This is a genomic window from Leptospiraceae bacterium (genome assembly GCA_024233835.1).
Taxonomy (GTDB): domain Bacteria; phylum Spirochaetota; class Leptospiria; order Leptospirales; family Leptospiraceae; genus JACKPC01.
In genome coordinates this window covers 626,796-644,191 of sequence record JACKPC010000001.1, presented here as the reverse complement: position 1 = coordinate 644,191, position 17,396 = coordinate 626,796, and the positions used below count along the sequence as shown (strand labels likewise).

General features: G+C 38.0%; 14 protein-coding genes and 3 tRNA genes. 3 read left to right on the top strand and 14 right to left on the bottom strand.

Annotated elements, in window-relative coordinates:
- Positions 1-26 precede the first annotated feature (26 nt).
- The 6 genes from H7A25_03040 to H7A25_03015 form a co-directional block, all read right to left on the bottom strand.
- The gene (locus tag H7A25_03040; GenBank protein ID MCP5498852.1) at positions 27-635 is read right to left on the bottom strand and encodes a PilZ domain-containing protein; all 609 of its coding nucleotides are present in this window, start codon (positions 633-635) and stop codon (positions 27-29) included.
- 18 nt (positions 636-653) lie between these two features.
- Positions 654-1,637 carry a zinc-binding dehydrogenase gene (locus H7A25_03035; protein ID MCP5498851.1) on the bottom strand — a complete coding sequence of 328 codons (984 nt, stop codon included), beginning with the start codon at positions 1,635-1,637 and terminating at the stop codon, positions 654-656.
- A gap of 192 nt (positions 1,638-1,829) precedes the next feature.
- Positions 1,830-1,903: transfer RNA gene (locus H7A25_03030), tRNA-Arg, on the bottom strand.
- A gap of 348 nt (positions 1,904-2,251) precedes the next feature.
- A complete protein-coding gene (locus H7A25_03025) occupies positions 2,252-2,710 on the bottom strand; it encodes a hypothetical protein (GenBank protein MCP5498850.1) in 459 nt (152 codons plus the stop codon).
- Positions 2,711-2,728: 18 nt separating this feature from the next.
- Positions 2,729-2,815 (bottom strand) — tRNA-Ser (locus H7A25_03020).
- Positions 2,816-2,826: 11 nt separating this feature from the next.
- A tRNA-Ser gene (locus H7A25_03015) sits at positions 2,827-2,915 on the bottom strand.
- Positions 2,916-3,040: 125 nt separating this feature from the next.
- Between H7A25_03015 and H7A25_03010 the strand changes: the two genes are divergently transcribed.
- On the top strand, positions 3,041-3,835 hold the full coding sequence (locus H7A25_03010) for an SDR family oxidoreductase (protein MCP5498849.1): 795 nt from the start codon (positions 3,041-3,043) through the stop codon (positions 3,833-3,835).
- Positions 3,836-3,912: 77 nt separating this feature from the next.
- On the opposite strand, the gene H7A25_03005 is transcribed toward H7A25_03010, so the two are convergent.
- The gene (locus H7A25_03005) at positions 3,913-6,201 is read right to left on the bottom strand and encodes a response regulator (protein ID MCP5498848.1); all 2,289 of its coding nucleotides are present in this window, start codon (positions 6,199-6,201) and stop codon (positions 3,913-3,915) included.
- Positions 6,202-6,309: 108 nt separating this feature from the next.
- On the opposite strand from H7A25_03005, the gene H7A25_03000 reads away from it, so the two are divergent.
- The gene (locus H7A25_03000; GenBank protein ID MCP5498847.1) at positions 6,310-7,254 is read left to right on the top strand and encodes a class I SAM-dependent methyltransferase; all 945 of its coding nucleotides are present in this window, start codon (positions 6,310-6,312) and stop codon (positions 7,252-7,254) included.
- A 52-nt stretch (positions 7,255-7,306) separates the two neighbouring features.
- Here H7A25_03000 and H7A25_02995 read toward each other — a convergent pair whose 3' ends face one another.
- From H7A25_02995 to H7A25_02985, 3 genes are all read right to left on the bottom strand, one after another.
- Positions 7,307-8,404 carry a hypothetical protein gene (locus H7A25_02995; protein MCP5498846.1) on the bottom strand — a complete coding sequence of 366 codons (1,098 nt, stop codon included), beginning with the start codon at positions 8,402-8,404 and terminating at the stop codon, positions 7,307-7,309.
- 22 nt (positions 8,405-8,426) lie between these two features.
- Positions 8,427-10,400 carry an N-6 DNA methylase gene (locus tag H7A25_02990; GenBank protein MCP5498845.1) on the bottom strand — a complete coding sequence of 658 codons (1,974 nt, stop codon included), beginning with the start codon at positions 10,398-10,400 and terminating at the stop codon, positions 8,427-8,429.
- Positions 10,401-10,594: 194 nt separating this feature from the next.
- Positions 10,595-11,734, bottom strand: coding sequence for an SPFH domain-containing protein (locus H7A25_02985; GenBank protein ID MCP5498844.1), 1,140 nt, complete (start codon positions 11,732-11,734; stop codon positions 10,595-10,597).
- A 177-nt stretch (positions 11,735-11,911) separates the two neighbouring features.
- On the opposite strand from H7A25_02985, the gene H7A25_02980 reads away from it, so the two are divergent.
- On the top strand, positions 11,912-13,237 hold the full coding sequence (locus H7A25_02980; GenBank protein ID MCP5498843.1) for a cyclic nucleotide-binding domain-containing protein: 1,326 nt from the start codon (positions 11,912-11,914) through the stop codon (positions 13,235-13,237).
- Positions 13,238-13,337: 100 nt separating this feature from the next.
- Here H7A25_02980 and H7A25_02975 read toward each other — a convergent pair whose 3' ends face one another.
- The 4 genes from H7A25_02975 to H7A25_02960 all read right to left on the bottom strand — a co-directional run bounded on the left by H7A25_02975 (position 13,338) and on the right by H7A25_02960 (position 17,355).
- Positions 13,338-15,074, bottom strand: coding sequence for an AAA family ATPase (locus H7A25_02975; GenBank protein ID MCP5498842.1), 1,737 nt, complete (start codon positions 15,072-15,074; stop codon positions 13,338-13,340).
- Between the two features lie 271 nt (positions 15,075-15,345).
- Positions 15,346-15,507, bottom strand: coding sequence for a hypothetical protein (locus H7A25_02970; GenBank protein MCP5498841.1), 162 nt, complete (start codon positions 15,505-15,507; stop codon positions 15,346-15,348).
- Complete coding sequence (locus tag H7A25_02965; GenBank protein MCP5498840.1) at positions 15,504-15,965, bottom strand: hypothetical protein; 462 nt, start codon at positions 15,963-15,965, stop codon at positions 15,504-15,506. The genes H7A25_02970 and H7A25_02965 overlap by 4 nt, the downstream gene beginning before the upstream one ends.
- Before the next feature lies 1 nt (position 15,966).
- On the bottom strand, positions 15,967-17,355 hold the full coding sequence (locus H7A25_02960) for a glycine--tRNA ligase (protein ID MCP5498839.1): 1,389 nt from the start codon (positions 17,353-17,355) through the stop codon (positions 15,967-15,969).
- Positions 17,356-17,396 lie beyond the last annotated feature (41 nt).

Genomic DNA, 17,396 nt, shown 5'->3' with positions numbered 1-17,396 from the left:
AAATAGGGATATTTCTTCAATTACTTTTATATACTATCTTTTCCATCCGGTAGGGAATTTATAAATAATGAAAGTCTTGCCCGTATACTGTTAGAGACCGTCGTATAACGCAGAGCTACTTCAAAATAACCTCTTTCATCATATAGTTTACACCAGGCAACTAAACCCTGACCGATTATACGAACTTTTGCATCTCTTATATAAAGGGAAATACTTAAAATTTCTCCCTGCTTATGCGGCCTTCTACTGAGAAAACGAACTCCTGTCTCGCTTATATCTATAAGTCTTGCGTTATATTGAGGGTTTTCTTTCCAAACCGTGTATATAAGATCACAATAATGCTGCACTCTCCTCCCTTCTCTCAGGCGATTTTTTTGTATTTCTTCTGGCCTTGAAAGAATAATTTGGTAATCATCTTTTACTTCCATCACGCTGGTTTTGAAAGAAAAAGAATCCTTTTTGTTAAATAACTCAACTCGAACCGGATCATCTTTCTGAACGGGAATAATTTCAGATGTACTGAGTAAAATATTTTTTTCCCAGTATCCTAAGAAAATAGTCTGATACTTCAGACCATCCGGATTATGGTTTATCGGACAGAGAGAAAAGGGAAGATTTTTTGGAAGCGTTTTCATGGTTATTATTCCTGAATCTCAAGGTACAATTAGGACTTTACCCTTACTCATATTTTGTTTGTAGTATTCGAGAGCTTCATAAGCATCATCGAGACTAAATTTTTTATGAACATCTGTTTTAAGTTCGTCTGCTAAATTTTCCTGCACTTCTTTAGAAATGCGCAATACTTCTTCAATTCCTTTTTCATAAATCCAGGTGCTTAACCAAAATCCCTGAATTGTTTTCTTTTGAAAAATCATAAGCCCTGCGTTAAGCGGAACCAGAGCTTCGGACAGTGCACCATAAATCAATATTTTACTGGCAAAGGGTAAATCTTCTATCAGGATTCCGCACATATCCCCCGCTACTGCATCAAAAGCCATATTTGCATTAAGTTTTTTAGAAAGTCTTTTAAGTTCCCTTCTAAAATTTGGCTCAGAAGAATTCAAGATATATTCAGCTCCTATATCCTCAAGAGATTTTCTCTGTTCTTCTTTTCGGACAATATTGATTATGGGTAAGCCTTTCTTATGGGCTAACCTGATAATCATTTTTCCTAGAGCTCCGGCAGCTGCGGTTTGGACAATACCTCCGCGATTCTCCTGTATCGCCATATCTACCATAGCCATAGCGGTTAGAGGATTCACAAATAGGGTTGCAGCCTCTTCAAGAGAAAAAGAATCAATAAGAGGAAAACAATTTTCTTCGCCTGTAGCCATATATTCAGCCCAGGTTCCATCTCCGCTGTGAGGAGCGGCACAGGAAACTCGCATTCCTTCTTTTAAATGAGAGACTCCTTCTCCACATTTTACTATTGTGCCACTACCTTCGAAACCCGGTGCCGATGGAAGCTTTTTTTTAATTCCATAAAGTCCTCGAACATACATTAAGTCAGAAGGATTAATTGGAGAAGCGCTCATGCGTATCAAAACGTCTTTTTCCTTTAAGCGTGGAAGTGGTTTTTCTCTCAGGCGGAAATGCTCTTTTTGAGCATCATAGGAAGTAAGTTCAAAAACTTTCATAGTCTCAGGTAGGGATGAATGCATAAATTCCTCGAAATGAAGAGTAAGAAAAGAAAAATAAAAAGCAAGTGATTTTTTCTACTTAGTATCTAAGGTTTAGAAAACAAAATTTGGAGTAAGTTTTATAGTAGAATGAAGGAGATAAGAAGGATTTCTATGAATACCGGATGAAAAAACTTAAAGTAGTTTTATTACGCCCAGAAGGAGTCGAACCTCCGACCTTTTGATCCGTAGTCAAACGCTCTATCCAGCTGAGCTATGGGCGCAATTGAACCAGTGATTCTAAAAAGGCATATTGCCGTTCCAGAATTCCTATGGCTATTTTTTTAGACCTAAGCTCTGAGTAAATAAAAAATATATTTAATCCTAAATAAATTAAAAGTCCAAAAAGATGCAAAATCGGGGAAATATACGATCCGATAAACGGAAGCATCTGAAATAGGAGAGCCAAAAAAAGAAAACTAAAAAAGTAGAGAGTCGATAGACAGGAAAGAAGACTTGCTCGCTGTATATTCGGATTCTTTCGGTTTAAAGAAAAAATAGGAAGCCATAAAAAAAATACCGGTAAAAAAGCTAAAATAATTAAAACTTTCTCATTTTTCCAGAAAGCCTGCTCAGGATTTTTCTGATTTTCCATCGAGCTCCTCCAATTTTTTCTCTAAAATATCAAAATAAGGAAGGTAAATTTCTGCCTTTTCTTTGTATGCCTTGAAGGCCCCAAAAATACTGGAACCCAAAATAAAAACCCAGCACAAGAAAAAAAGAAAATCAGTTACTACAGGTTGTATAAAAAAAATTCTTAAAATAAAACTAATGGGAGGGAAATGGGTAATAAACCACAGAACTGTAAAAACCACAGCCGAAACCAGTGTAATTTTTAAAGATTGAAAGGCATGGAATACACAGAGCGACTGCTTGGGTCGCAAAAAATAAGTAAAAAACCAGCCTATAAACGGAATATAGGCCAGAGCTGCATATATTTCCGGATCTTTATCGCTATTGGAGTGCTCTACAAAACGCCTATATTGCAGTTTTAGATACTCTATCGGACTAATTTCTTCTTCAGGAGGCATAGTATAGATAAGAACTTGCGGAGACGCAGGGATTCGAACCCTGGGTACGGTTGCCCATACGACAGTTTAGCAAACTGCTCCTTTCGGCCACTCAGGCACATCTCCTTTCTTGTTTCTGGCGGAGAAGGTAGGATTCGAACCCACGGTGGGAGTTACCCACGACGGTTTTCAAGACCGCTTCCTTAAACCACTCGGACACTTCTCCACTGGTAACTAAAGTACAAAGAGCATTTTTACCGGTTTTTGTCAAGACTAAAAAACCCTCCTATTCTGAAGATTTTTCTAAAAAGCGATTGAGATTCTAAAGCCTTTATCCTATTGGCTATAATTATGAATAAGGAAGAAGTAAAGAGACAGAAAGCCTACATCACCGGTGCATCGAAAGGCATAGGAGCTGAATTTACCCGTAAACTGGCTCCCGAGTATGATCTGGTAATTATTTCCAGGCAGGAAGATGCCTTAAATCTTCTGGCAAAAGAGCTGGTTACAAAATATCCGGATACAATTATTGAAACCATAGGACTGGACTTAACCGATCCCAAGGCTCTTTTTAACCTTGAAGAAAAAATCAGACAGGAAAAAAATTTGGGACTCCTCATTAATAATGCGGGATTTGGAAGCATGAATCCTTTTGCTTTGTCTGATATTGAAAATGAATCCTTACAAATTGACTTAAACGTGCGTGCACTTACCCGTCTCAGTCATGCTGCCATCCATAACTTTCTGGCAAGAAAAGTTTCAGGAAAACTCATCAATGTGTCTTCTGTAATGGCCTATATGCCTGCTCCCGGAATGGCAACTTATGCTGCTACAAAAGCCTATGTGAAAAGTTTTACAGAAGCGTTATTTGAGGAGTTGCATAAAACCGGTCTTTATATCCAGCTTCTTTGTCCCGGAGCTACGAAGACAGATTTTCAGAAAAGAGCAGGTATGGATTTATCTACTATGCCTGATTTTTTTGTTATGAATGCAGAAGAAGTAGTGAAAGAATCTCTGGAGGCAATGAAGAAAAAGGAATTTCTCTGTATTCCGGGTCTCATGAACCGTTCAACGGCCACTGTTTTGAATATGTTACCCAGCGAACTCACAAGGAAAATTACAGGTTTCTTTGAAGGTCATAAATAATCTAGCATTTTAAAAGTGAGGAGTTTTTTTTGATGCGAGTCACCGATGGCTCGCTCAGCAAGCCGAAAAATGAGGATCTACCCTACCATTGAAGTTTTTTTATTTAAAGCATGTGCAAGTTCCGAATTCAAATTTTCTCTGGATATGGGCTTTATTATTAATCCATCGAATAGGTTCCGAATTTTTTTCTCAGTTTCTTTCATTACTGAAGCAGTTACCGCAATAATCGGAATATGTTTCAAATCCTCACTATCCTTCATGAGCTGAGTGGCCTGGTATCCATCTAACTTAGGCATAATCAGATCGGTAAGGATAATATCCGGTTTTTCTTTTTTGGCAACTTCTATAGCTTCACTACCATCAGCGGCTTCAACAATAACTACATTTTCTCCGTTAAAATAAAGTTTTAAAAGTTCGCGGTTAAAATCAAGATCGTCTACAATTAAAATTTTCTTTCCATCTATATGATAGAGCATTTCTTCTTCCTTTTCCTTTCTTTCAGCAGAACCCTGGTCTTCACTCGATACTTTAACATTTCCTAAAATCACAGTAAAAGTACTTCCTTCTTCGGGAACACTCTGAACCGTTATGGCTCCATTCATCATTTCAGCCAATTTACAGCTAATGGCAAGTCCCAGTCCGGTTCCTCCGTATTTAGTATAATCCTGTCCTTCTGCCTGTTTGAAAGCTTCAAAAATATGAGATTGATCTTCTAAACGTATGCCTTTCCCGCTATCCTGAACTGTAATACTTAAATCAACATGATTAGACTGAGAAATATTCAAATTAATTTGTGTGATGAGTATTTTTACAAAACCTTTTTCAGTAAATTTGATAGCATTCCCAATCAAATTCACCATAATTTGTCGTAGACGAACTTCATCGAGTAATAATAAACTCGGAATTGTATTCTCAATTTCAATGGTAAACTCAAGCTTTTTTTCCTTAATACGCTGTTCAAACATACATATTACATCATCAAAAAAAGAATGAATTTTAAGTGGTGCATAATTTATATAAAGTTTACCGGCTTCAATTTTAGAAAGGTCTAAAATATCATCAATAAGGCTTAGTAAACTTTTCCCATTCTTTAATATAACACTAATAAAACTATGATAATTCGATTGGGATAGTTGTTCATGCAGGATTTCAGAATAACCCAGAATAGCATTTAGAGGAGTTCGGATTTCGTGACTGATACTGGCTAAAAATTCAGATTTTGTACGGTTTGCGGCTTCAGCTGTTTCTTTAGCTTCTCTTAGTTTTTTCTCATACTCCTTCTTTTCTGTAACATTTTCTATGTTCAAAGATACAGCAAAGACTTCTTTTGTATCTGCTTGATAAACAGGTATGTACTGGATAGAAAAATATTGCTCTATATTATTTGTATCCAAAAACATTCTATCAACAGAAATCATTTCCCCATTAAAAACCCTGGCACAATTTGTTTTGACTTCATTAGCAATAGAATCAGGTACATGATCTAAAATACTCGAACCTATTTCCACTTTTTGGCCCATCAACAAAAGTGCATATTCTTTAGTCTTTCGATTAAAAGTAAGTATTTTATAATTTTTATCTACCAGTAAATAGGCTATATAAGAACTATCGAATAAAGCTCTTAAAATACTTTCATTCTTTTTTAAGGCATTCTGGGTTTTAATTTCTTCTGTTATGTTGGTTCCAACAGAAATAATGCCTGCATGTCTCCCCATGTGATCATAAATAGGTCGGTTATGCCAGCGAATGATTAAGGTATTTCCGGATTTGGTAACATTTTCATTAATATTCGGTACGTTATAATGATCTCCGACCGATTCAATAAACAACCTCACCATTTCCCGCATATCCCTTCCGTTACTGTCATGCTCATTAATAATAGTTCCGACCACATTCCTTCCCAACACTTCTTCCCGCTTATATTCAAATAGGGTTTCAGCAAATTCATTAAAAAAGATAATATCACCCCTGCGGTTCAACTTTAAAATGGCACTTGAGGCAAGACCGGCCAGTTCGTTATATTTCCTCACAACATACTTATACGGAGAAATTTCTTTAATTTCTAATAAAATATAGTCTTCTGTATCTGAAATCAACTTCAGGAAAAATTGAAACCAGATTTGACTTCTTTCTTCCAGTCGATCCTCAAACTCCATATTTCTCTTGTTTAAAAATACCTTCTCTATTTTATGAACTAGCTTTTCCTGGATGTATGGAAAGTTTAATTGCTTTAAAGAAGTTATGGACTCGTTTTGAAAATATTGTTTTGCTACCCGGTTGATGTATAAAAAATCTCCTTCCTGATTAAGGAAAATAATTCCAGTTTCTAATTTATCAAACAATTCTTTGGGATAGGGAGATTCCATATAATATTATCCAGACTTATTAATTAATAGTTTTATTCTAATTTTTCGTCAATAAAAATGGGTAATGAAGATAAAAAACTTTTCTCATATCCCCGAAGGAAAAGAATGATGAAAGTGGATAATTCGATTTTTTTCGGACGTGTGCAAAAAATGTTTCGACATTATTCGAAACGAGCCAAAAAGCAGTCAATTACTTGTTTTCGTTTTTATGATAGAGACATTCCCTCATTTCCTTTGAGTATCGACTTCTACGATCAGAAACTATACGTCTGTATTTATAAGCATCCTTATTATACTACAGATAAACAATTAGAAGAATTCTATCCTATTTTATACAAAATTTTATGTGAAAGCTGTGCTGTTAATTCTGATGATATTTTTATCCGCGAAAGAGAAAAAATGAGAGATAAAAATCAATACGAAAAACTCAACAAAAACGCTTCCATATTTACCATAACCGAAAACGGACTCAAGTTTTATATCAATCTTAGCGATTATCTCGATACCTGGCTTTTTTTAGATCACCGCCTGACACGAGCCTTTGTAAAAGAAGAGACTAATGGAAAAGATTTTTTAAATCTTTTTTGTTATACCGGTTCATTTAGTGTTTATGCAGCAGCCGGAAATGCGAAAAGTACTACGTCTGTAGATATCTCAAAAACCTATTTAGATATAGCAAAGAAAAATATGGCTTTAAATGGTTTTTCCGGCAACAACCATGAATTTATAAAGGAAGATGTTTTTCAATTCTTAGAAAATTCAAAGAGCAATTCTTATGATTTAATCGTTTTAGATCCTCCTACTTTCTCAAAAAGCAAAGCGATGAAACATATACTGGATATAGAAAGGGATCATCCTGAACTTATCCTGAACTGTTTAAGATTATTACGTAATAATGGAGTTTTATACTTCTCAAATAATTCAAAAAAATTTCGTCTGCGTATGGAGCTTCCGGAAGGTGTTGAATGTAAAGATTACACAAAGCGTAGTATTCCTTTTGATTTTCAGAGAAAAAACCTACCTCATGTCTGTTATCGGTTTAAAAAGAGCTGAGCCATTACTCCCTGACTGCTGGCTTAAACCAGCAGCCATAGGGTTATAGTTTCTATTTCCCTGTGAGAGAGTAGATAAATATTGCAAGACCGAGTCCGACAAGAACTGCAAGAGTAATTTTAATCCAGCTCCAGGGTCTTTCTCCCTGCACTTCTCCGGTTCTGGCGTTCACCATGAATCGATACACTTTTTCACTGTATCGGAAGCTGGAAATCCAGAGAGGAAGAAGAATGTGTTTAAAGGTAGTATCGTAATAGTTTGTATTTGTCGAATGAATTCTCTGTGTGTCTCCACCTATATCTCTTTCAATAGCCGTGCGGATTACATCTTTCATTCTTTCCTGGGCTTTTCCGTATCCTTCTTTTAGATCCACCTTATATCGTTCTGTTATAAAACCACTGAGATAAGATGCCTCGTAAGGTTTTAATTCCTGTAGATCCCAGGGTTCAAGTTCATTCACAATATCTTCCGGGATCGATTTGGAGGCACAGACTAACACATCATCAAAACTTACCCGAACAGTTCCTGAAGTCGGATACCAGCGAGTTTTTTGCACTTCTCTGGATTTCTCGTTTCCTTCGGCATCTGTATAATATTCGGTTTCGTAGTAGTATTCTCCCCTTTCTCCTGTGTAAGCGGTTGTTGTTTCTGCATCATAGGTCCAGTAGGGAAGGTAAACTCCATCCATACCTTTTTGTTGGGCTCTTTTTTTTAAGTCATTAGGTGCAAACCAGAGTCCGCTAATCCAATCTTTGAATTTCTGAGTGGCACTTTTTTTATCCACTTTAAAGGGAAGAATACTTTCGGGAATGAACATTTCTTCGGAGGAACTGGCTTCTACGACAACCGGAGAGGCGCAGAAAGGACAACGGTCGGATTGCTCTGTTATGATGGAACTGGCTCCGCAGCCGTTACAACGAATTTCTTTTCCTTTGTCGACTAACTTATCCGCAGTGAATTTTTTTGCGTTTTTTAGAGCATCTTCGAGGTCATACTCTTTTGCAACAAAGTCTTTAGCTTTTTCAGCACCCGGTATATCCTGCTTATGTCCGCAATAAACACATTCAATCTGATCCAGTCCGGGTTTAAATTCCAGTTTTCCACCGCATTTACTACAGGGAAATTCCTTTTTCTGCTCGTTCTCTGCCATAACTTCCTCCGGGTACGTTTTTTTAATTTATCTCATGAGCCAAAAATACAAGTCGATTCTTTTTTGAATCGAGTGATGTAAGTGTATTAGAAAACAAAGATGTTTTACTTATAATTTTTCCGCTTGCACCTGCCTGCAAAACCCAGCCCGGCATAGAAGGATGTATATCTAAAAGAATCGTTTTTTGCCCGAGCTGCGGGCAGAAAAGAGAGATTTCCACTTTCAACTTATTATAATTAATACTCAGAGTCTGAAAAAACATGCCGGCTTTCAAACAGGAACTTTCCGCTTCCGGGCTTTGTTTTGAGGGAAATAATTTCCAGGTTTCTCCGAACTCCTTTAAACCGGGCCTTAGCTCATTCCCGTACATACATTCTATACTCCGTATGTCTTCTTCTTGTAAGGCATAAGACTCATAAACGAAAAGGTCCAGTTCTTTTACAAGATTTAAGAAGATTATATCTCTATCTTTTAAGCCAGTATTTTTCTGAATTTCAAAAAGTTTTTTAACTTTTTCTGCAATTGTTTTTTTTAAAGATGGCTCTATCCAACTCTGAGGATAGGGAAAATCGCGATAAGAATTAATCGAAGTCCAGACAGTCTTTTTTAACTCAGTCAGATAGACACTGGCCAGAGGATGGTTAAATAGAAGCCAGAGCAGGTAAGCAGAATCTGTATCCTCTACATTTTTGGGAAAAATCGCATTAAAGGCATAGTAGGGAGCAACTCGGAAACTTCCTTCTTTATGCCGAACCAGGCAAGCGCGAATTCTTTTCGCTGTATTGGAAGGAACGAGTAACATGACTCTATAGGTATTTAAATAAGACCTTAAGTTTCGTCTCTGGGCCCGTTTTAAAATATTTTCATCCTTCATTTCAAAAAAAGAATATTTCGTTTTTTGTATATCTGTAAAGGGTTGAATTCCCTTTATTCCTCCGGTCCAGAGATAAAACTCAGGACTCGAATTTGTATGTTTTTTTTGTATAACCAAAGGATGAGCCGGTTGCAGGCCCGGTTCAATAAAAAATAAATCTTTTACTTTAAGAGAAGAAGTCTCCATTTTTTGAAAAACCGGATGAAAGAAAGAAACCTTTTTTTTATTTCTTTCATAAGATAAAAGTCTCACTGTTTGAGACGATTCAAAAAATAAACCTTCAAAATAACAGAAGAAAGGTTTGGAGAGTTTTCTTTTTTTCATAATCCAGGCCATAGCCGGCATATTTCCCTGATTAAAAACTTCTTTCGGAATACGGAAAGTTTCATAGATACAAAAATTCTGTAATATTTCATCTCTAAGTTTTTGTTCTTCTTTTTCAATTCTTGTAATAAAGGATTCAGGCAGGATAATTCCCATCAGGCCATTTTCCTTAAGCAACAAACAAAGCTGTTTTAAAATCCGGGAAGATTCATCTGCCTGGTTTCTTCCTTTTCGTCGAAAGGGTAGATTACCAATAATTAAATCGGGTTGTTTGTTAAAGCGATATTGAAATTGAGAAGAAAACGTATCAGCTCCAGCATTCTCTTCGATAAAATCATAGGAAAAATCTAAACTGCTTTTTTCTAATAGCAAACATAAAGAAGCAATTCTTAAAGCGAAAGGATCGATTTCATTTCCGAGTATCTGTATTTTTCCGGTTCCGGGGAATCGTTTTAAGACTTTTAAGATAGAGAGTAAAAAAATTCCACAACCGCAGGTCGGATCGAAAACCACAGGTTCTTCAGAAGAGATTTCCTCTAAAGGAATTCTTTCCAGAAGGGTTTCCGCAACCGAATCCGGTGTATAATAAATACCTCCTTCCTTTCTTTTTTGTAAATTTATTAGGGAATTTTCATAGAGAAAAGAAAAGGCCTGTGTAGAAAACACAGAAAAATCTTCTTCCTGCTGCAAACAGCTTTGAAAAAAAGATTCAAGGTATTCATAAGAAACATCCGGTATTGCAAATTTTCCGGGTAATAAAATATTAGCTTCTTTTAATAAAGATAAGTGTGAAGACAAAGACCATTTTTTTTTAATTTATCTCTAAGAATTCTCGCCGTTAGGAGAATGAATAAACTTTCCAGCTCTCTTCTGTCCGGATAGTAATTACAGGTAAAAAATTGAGATATACTCTGTTCTAAGAGATTTCTGTTTGGGGCCGACATACAATTTTTTTAGCGAGTGCAAAAAAACACCCGCTAAAAAATTTCTAATTAACCTGCCGGAGGGGGTGGTGGAGGCGGTGGAGGTGTTTGTGCAAAAAGTGCACTCACTTCTGCTACTTCACCGGCGGCCTGCCAGTTTGCCATGCCCTGCTTCCAGATATAGGTTTGCTTGGTTAGCTGACCATTAGCTGCCATATTTTTTAGCTGATCCATAGGGAAAGGACCCTGCTGCTGTCCGTTAACAGAAATATAATATTGAGAAGCTCCCGGAGGTGGAGGAGGAGCCTGACCCGGTGCCTGTTGCTGCTGTCCGCCACCAAAGGCCTGTCCCATCATATTGCCCATTTGCATTCCGGCACCCATGCCCATTCCGGCGCCCATCATACCACCGGCTCCTCCTTCATTGAGAGAAGCATTTATCATAGCATCGGCTGCGGCTTTTTGCATGTAGTTTACGCCCAGGGCTCCCATAGCTCCTCTTTGATCGATAGCAGCTTCTACTTCCGGCGGAAGAGAAATGTTTTCAATCAGGAAGCGTTTTACTTCGAGGCCGAGATCAGCAAAGCCTTTATTCAGAAAACCCTCAATGGTTCCACCCAGCTCTTTGTACTGAGAAGCAAGGTCTAAAACCGGAATTTTCATTTCACCGAGAGCATCGGTAAACTCGTTAACCACGAGACTTCTTAAATCATCTTTCAAGTTATCCAGATCAAAAGAAGAGCTACCACCGGATAGATTGGTAATAAAACCTTCCGGGTTGGAAATGCGAATTGAATAGGTTCCAAAAGCTCTTACCCGAACGATTCCAAAATCGGCATCCCTCATGGTAATCGGATTTTTTGTTCCCCACTTTTGACCGGTTAAGAGCCTTGAATTAACAAAATAAACTTCTGCTTTGAAAGGAGAGTTAAAACCGTGCTTCCAGGCCTGTAACTTGGAAAGAATCGGAAGGTTTTGTGTTGTAAGTTCGTATCTTCCCTGCTCAAATTTATCTCCAAGCTGAGCAGAAGAACCACCTTCTCCATAGTTCACAAAAATCGCGGTTTGACCCGGTCTTACAATTAACTGGGCTCCATTCTTAATTTCATTACCCTGTCTATCAAACTTATAAACAAGAACATCCTGCGAATTATCTTCATATTCGACGACATCAATAAACTCGCCCTTAATTACATCCCATAAACCCATAAACTACCTCATTGAATTAATCTTTTGCCTTTCCGGCAAATCATCCGGTATCACATAAACCCGAAATTATCACTTTTTGTGACTTCCCTTTATAGACTATAACGGAATGTAAAATGGGATCAAGAAATTTTTTAAAACTATTTGCATCCTGAATCAAGAATACAAACATGAACCTGTATGCTCGGATTTATCAATAAACATAAAGGTCCCTGGGGAAGCATAATGCTTCTTCTGGCTACTTATACCGCTATCCAGGTTCCCATGTGGTTGGTTCTTAACTTTCACATCGGGCCGGTTCTTGCTGTAATAAACATTTTCGTTAGTTTTTTCTTTTTTCTGGATATGCTCGTAAATATTTATGAGCACAGGGAAAGAGCTAAGAATAGCAAGGATAACCGTGGTTTAAAAAAATACTTCAAATCCCAATTCATTACAGATTTTCTTTCCGTTATTCCATTTGACTTATTAGTCATTTACACCAGTCTACCCAGGGAGCTCGACTTTTTGGCTTTTGTCAGGGTTCTGCGGATTACACAACTTTCTACCCTGAAAGGATTTGCGAGACGCTGGGGAGGCGGAGAATTCTCTAACCCTTCTGTAGTTCGGATCTTCTACTTCTTATACTGGATCTTTCTAATAATGCACTGGTTTGCCTGCGGTTGGATAAAAATTCACGGAAGAGATGTAGTGGATGAAGCGGCAAAACTTTTCACGGATAATCCTACAACTTATATCAAGGCCCTTTACTGGTCTGTAACCACTTTGACAACTATAGGTTATGGAGACATTACTCCCAAAACGAATAATGAGATTATTTATGTAATCGGTGTAGAACTATTCGGTGCGGCTATGTATGGTTATATCATCGGTAACATTGCGAACCTTATCTCGAATGTAGACTTGGCCAAAGCTCAGTTCATCGAGAAAATGGATAAGATTAATACATTTATGAAATATCGTCAGTTACCGGAAGACTTACAGAGTAAGGTAAATTTGTATTATTCTTATCTCTGGGAAAGTAAAAAAGGATACGATGAATCTTCGGTTTTATCCGACCTTCCTTCTTCGTTAAAGATGAAAGTAGCTCTTTATATTAATAAAGAGATGCTCGAAAAGATTCCTCTTTTTAAAAATGCCAGCGAAGAATTTTTGCAGGATCTGGTAATGCACCTGCGACCCGTTGTATATACACCGGAGGATTTTATATTTCGAAAAGGTGAAATAGGAAAAAGTCTCTACTTCATTATCCAGGGTTCTGTGCAGGTTCTGGATGAGAAAACAAATACGGTATTTGCCACATTGACACAAGGAAACTTTTTCGGGGAAATTGCTCTTCTTACCAGTGCACCGAGAACTGCAACGGTTAAAGCAGTAGACTATTGCGATCTGTATGCCCTGGATAAAGATACTTTTGAAGCGGTCTTACAACGTTATCCTGACTTCTCTGAAGAAATCCACAGAATGGCCGATGAAAGATTAGGAAAACGTAATGCTGACAAATAAAATTAAGAGATAACAAGCGGTTGCATCTGAGCGTGCTTCGATACGAGCTATCGCTCTACTCGGCAACCGGTTGCTATCTGACCATGCTTCAAAGTTAAATTCAAAACCCGGCAACTTCCACAAGTTCTACCTGTTTGTCGTGGGTCACGATGAGAGCCATAGAATGGAGTTCTCGGCCAAATTGCTTGAAGTCACGCTTGTAGGTCTCGTAGTATTCTTTTGCCTGGGAAATAGCCGCTTCCCGCTTTGCTCTGGCTACCGAAGGAGAATCTTTCTTGTAGATATATTTGAATTCCATGATAAAGTTATGCATTACGTAATGGTAATAGGCCGGGTGAGCTTCGAAGAGAAGGTCGATGCGTTTGCCGCCGGGTAGTTCTCTTTCGGAGATAATGTTGTAGAGCTTACTCAAAGTAAAGTAGGAGATAAACATAAACTTGATATGCTTCTCTGTCATGGCAGAAAAATCGAAGTTTGAGAGTTTATTCTGAAAGAAATCAACAGCTAAATTTTTCAAGCCCTCTACTTTCCCGGACTCGGACATTTCGGCAATGCAGTTGTGCAGAGCACTTACATCGAAGTCCACCCCGTTTTCTTCTAAGAAGTTCTGGAAATACTCCCAGTGTAAAGTTCGTATTACCTGGTTCGGCACAACAAAACGGTTGGGAATATTTGTCATGGTTAAGAGGCCGAAGAAAAAGAGTAAGGATTTCAATTCGTAGTCTTTCAAGCGGTTTTCAAAGGTAAAGCGCTGTACTAATTGAAAGGTTAAATACTCCTGAGTATTAATTTCCTCTAAGATTCGTTTCAGGTTTTCCTTACCGCTGCTACCCACGATCAAGCCTTTCAACTTGCTATAATCTGTCTTTACATTGAGATCGAGAATTTCTTCCGGATAGGTTTTATGCCGGGAGAAATATTGTAAGAAATAGAGCAGCATATCCGAATTAAAAAGGGTATTTTTGGCCATTTTAGAAAAGCGATAACCATTATAATACTCTATAAGATCAAAAAAGACTTCCTCTTTACATTTTTTCTGATAATACTCATCGGATAATAAATCTAATAGATTGCGAACTTCTTCTGCTGTAAAACCCAGCATCTCATTAAACTCCGGATCTGTAGTCATATTGCTCATGATATTAAAACCACTGGCCAGTTCATCGAGCATGATAGGAGAAACACCGGTGATAAAAAACCTTTCAAAGACGCCTTCTCCACTGGCTATTTTCATTTGCTCATAGAAGTTGCGGACATAGCCGGTCTCAGAGATAATGTCACGAACAAATGCTTCTTTTCCTTCCGAAGCGAGCTTATTGGCAAAATGATCATACTCGTCGATAAAAGTATAGACCTTAAGGTTTTGTTTACCGGCCTCGATCCTGATTAAAGAAATCGATTCTTCGGCGGTTTTTTGTTTTAAGTCCTGAAAGAAATGTGCCTCCTGTGTGGAGGGAAAGAGGAAGCGATATTCATAAAAGAACCGTTCTAACTCAGAACTCACCCGGTTATGAAAACTCTTCATTAAATTTTTCTCGGAAGAAGTGTCCAGCCCGGAAAAGTCAAACTTGAGAACGAGGTAGGAATTTTTCAGTTCTGTAGGTTGTTTATGGATGTAGAGTTCATGGAAAAGCTCATCGAACTTCTCCTGCTTCTTCAGGTCGTAATAGGATTGCAGGACGCTAATCCAGAGGCTTTTTCCGAAACGCCTTGGCCGAATAAAGAAAAACTTCTTAACTCCCTCTAAGTAAGGAATAAAAGCGGTTTTGTCTATAAAAAGTTCTCCTGCTTGCCTGAGGTTCTCGAAATTGGCCTCTCCATACGCGATTGTTAGCATAAGAGCAGTTTATCCGGTAAAGATTTCCCTGTAAATCGGAAAAAAGAGAGGGGCTTTACGTTTATCTTGATAATACTCATCGAATAATGAATCTACTAGATTGCGAACTTCATCTACAGTGAAACCGAGCATTTTATTGACAGCATATTGGCAAAATAGTCGTATTCGTCGATAAAGGTATAAACCTTGAGGTTCTATTTACCGGCTTCGATCCTGATTAAAGAAATCGATTCATCGGAGGCAGTGGGGAAATGAAATTATACAAACTCTCTTAGCTCAAGCTAACAGAATTCCCTTCCTGAACATTATCAAGTGAATTAGAAAAATAGAGGAGATTTCTAAAGTCTTCAAGGAACTCCAGAATTTCTTCCGGCTTCATTTTACTGCAATACTCCAGATATTCCTCGGTAAGATATTGCATTCCTTTTTTCATAATAACTCCTTGAGATGCTCTATGTCTTCTAAATCCTGAGGGCGAGCGCTTTTTTGTTTCATGGCAATCAAACTCTCCAGATCCAGAATTTTTATCTCTCTATCATACGCATGTACAGACTTGACTTTCATGTCAATCAAATTATGGGATAGAATGATGTCCACAACTTCTGTTAGACGAGAAGGATTGTAAAAATTCCAGGCGATCAGGTTTTTTTCCAGCATATATCTTTCCCGATTTTCGAGAAGATCTTTGACTTCAAGGGGAATCCTTGAAGTCAGGCCCATTTCTCTTAAGACAGATTCACAGTTCAGAAAATTTTCCTCACTTATGAGAAGAACCAGGTCTATATCTATCGTTCCGCGAACTACCCCATGAAGAGCAACTGCATATCCACCGGCAATAGCATACTGTATCCCGGCTTTATCCAGGTTTTCACACAAGCGAAGGATAAACATTTCAGAGCTTTTCTATTAAATAGCTTTTTAATTTACTGATTTCGATTCTTTCCTGTGCCATACTATCCCGTTCTCGGATAGTTACAGTATTATCCTTGAGGCTATCGTAATCTACAGTAATACAAAAGGGCGTTCCCAGTTCATCCTGTCTTCTATAGCGCTTTCCGATATTTCCGCTATCATCGTATTCAACATACCAGTGTCCCCGTAAGGAATTGAAAATTTCCTCGGCTTTTTCAGCGAGTCCATCCTTTTTCATGAGAGGGAAAACTGCGACTTTTACGGGAGCTGTTTTGGTAGAAAGACGAAGAACCGTTCTAATTTCTCCATTTTCCAGCTTTTCTTCTTCATAGGCATCGTTAATGACAGCCAAAAAAAGTCGATTCAAGCCCAGTGCAGGCTCCACAACATAAGGAACATATTTTTTCCTGCTCACCTGGTCGTTATATTTCAGGTCTTCACCCGAAAATCTTTCGTGCTGTCCGAGATCATAGTCTGTTCGCGAAGCAATACCCCAGAGTTCTCCCCAGCCAAATGCGTATTTATATTCAATATCGGTTGTGCCTTCGCTGTAAAAAGATAATTCTTCTTTGCTATGTTCTCTCAAATGCAGGTTTTCTTTCTTTAGGCCCACAACATCGGTCAGCCAGTTTTGACAGTAGTCTACCCAGTGTTGAAACCATTCTTTCTGGGTTCCCGGCTCACAAAAATATTCCATTTCCATTTGCTCAAATTCTCGGGTACGGAATACAAACTGTCTGGCCATAATTTCGTTACGGAAAGACTTTCCTATCTGGGCAATACCAAAAGGAATTTTTACACGGCAGGTATTTATAATATTTTTAAAATTTACAAAGATTCCCTGGGCTGTTTCCGGGCGAAGGTATATATCCATCGCATCCCCTTCTGAAGCACCGTGGGACGTTTTAAACATCAGGTTAAAATTTCTGGCTTCGGTGAAGGTCCCACTTTTTCCGCAGGAGGGACAGGGAAATTTTTCATTTGTAATGACTTCCTGTAATTCAGCGAGTGTTTTTCCTACACAAAAACCTTCTCCTTTTTTTTCTTCCAGGAACTGGTCTACCCGTATTCTTGTTTTACAGGACTTACAATCCATCATCGGGTCGGTAAAGTTACTCACGTGACCGGAAGCTTCCCATACCCTCGGATGCAGTAAAATAGAAGAATCCAGTCCTACTACATCGATACGACGATGAACAAAGTATTCCCACCAGAGTTTCTTCAGGTTATTCAGGACTTCTATACCGTAAGGTCCGTAATCAAAAGTATTTGACAGTCCTCCATAAATATCAGAGCCTGAGAATACAAAGCCCCTGCGCTTACAGACTGCAACTATATGCTTTAATGAATCGTCTTTTTCTTTTGCCATATAGTCGCATGTTTTTTTACCCTGAATTTGTATAAAGTTTT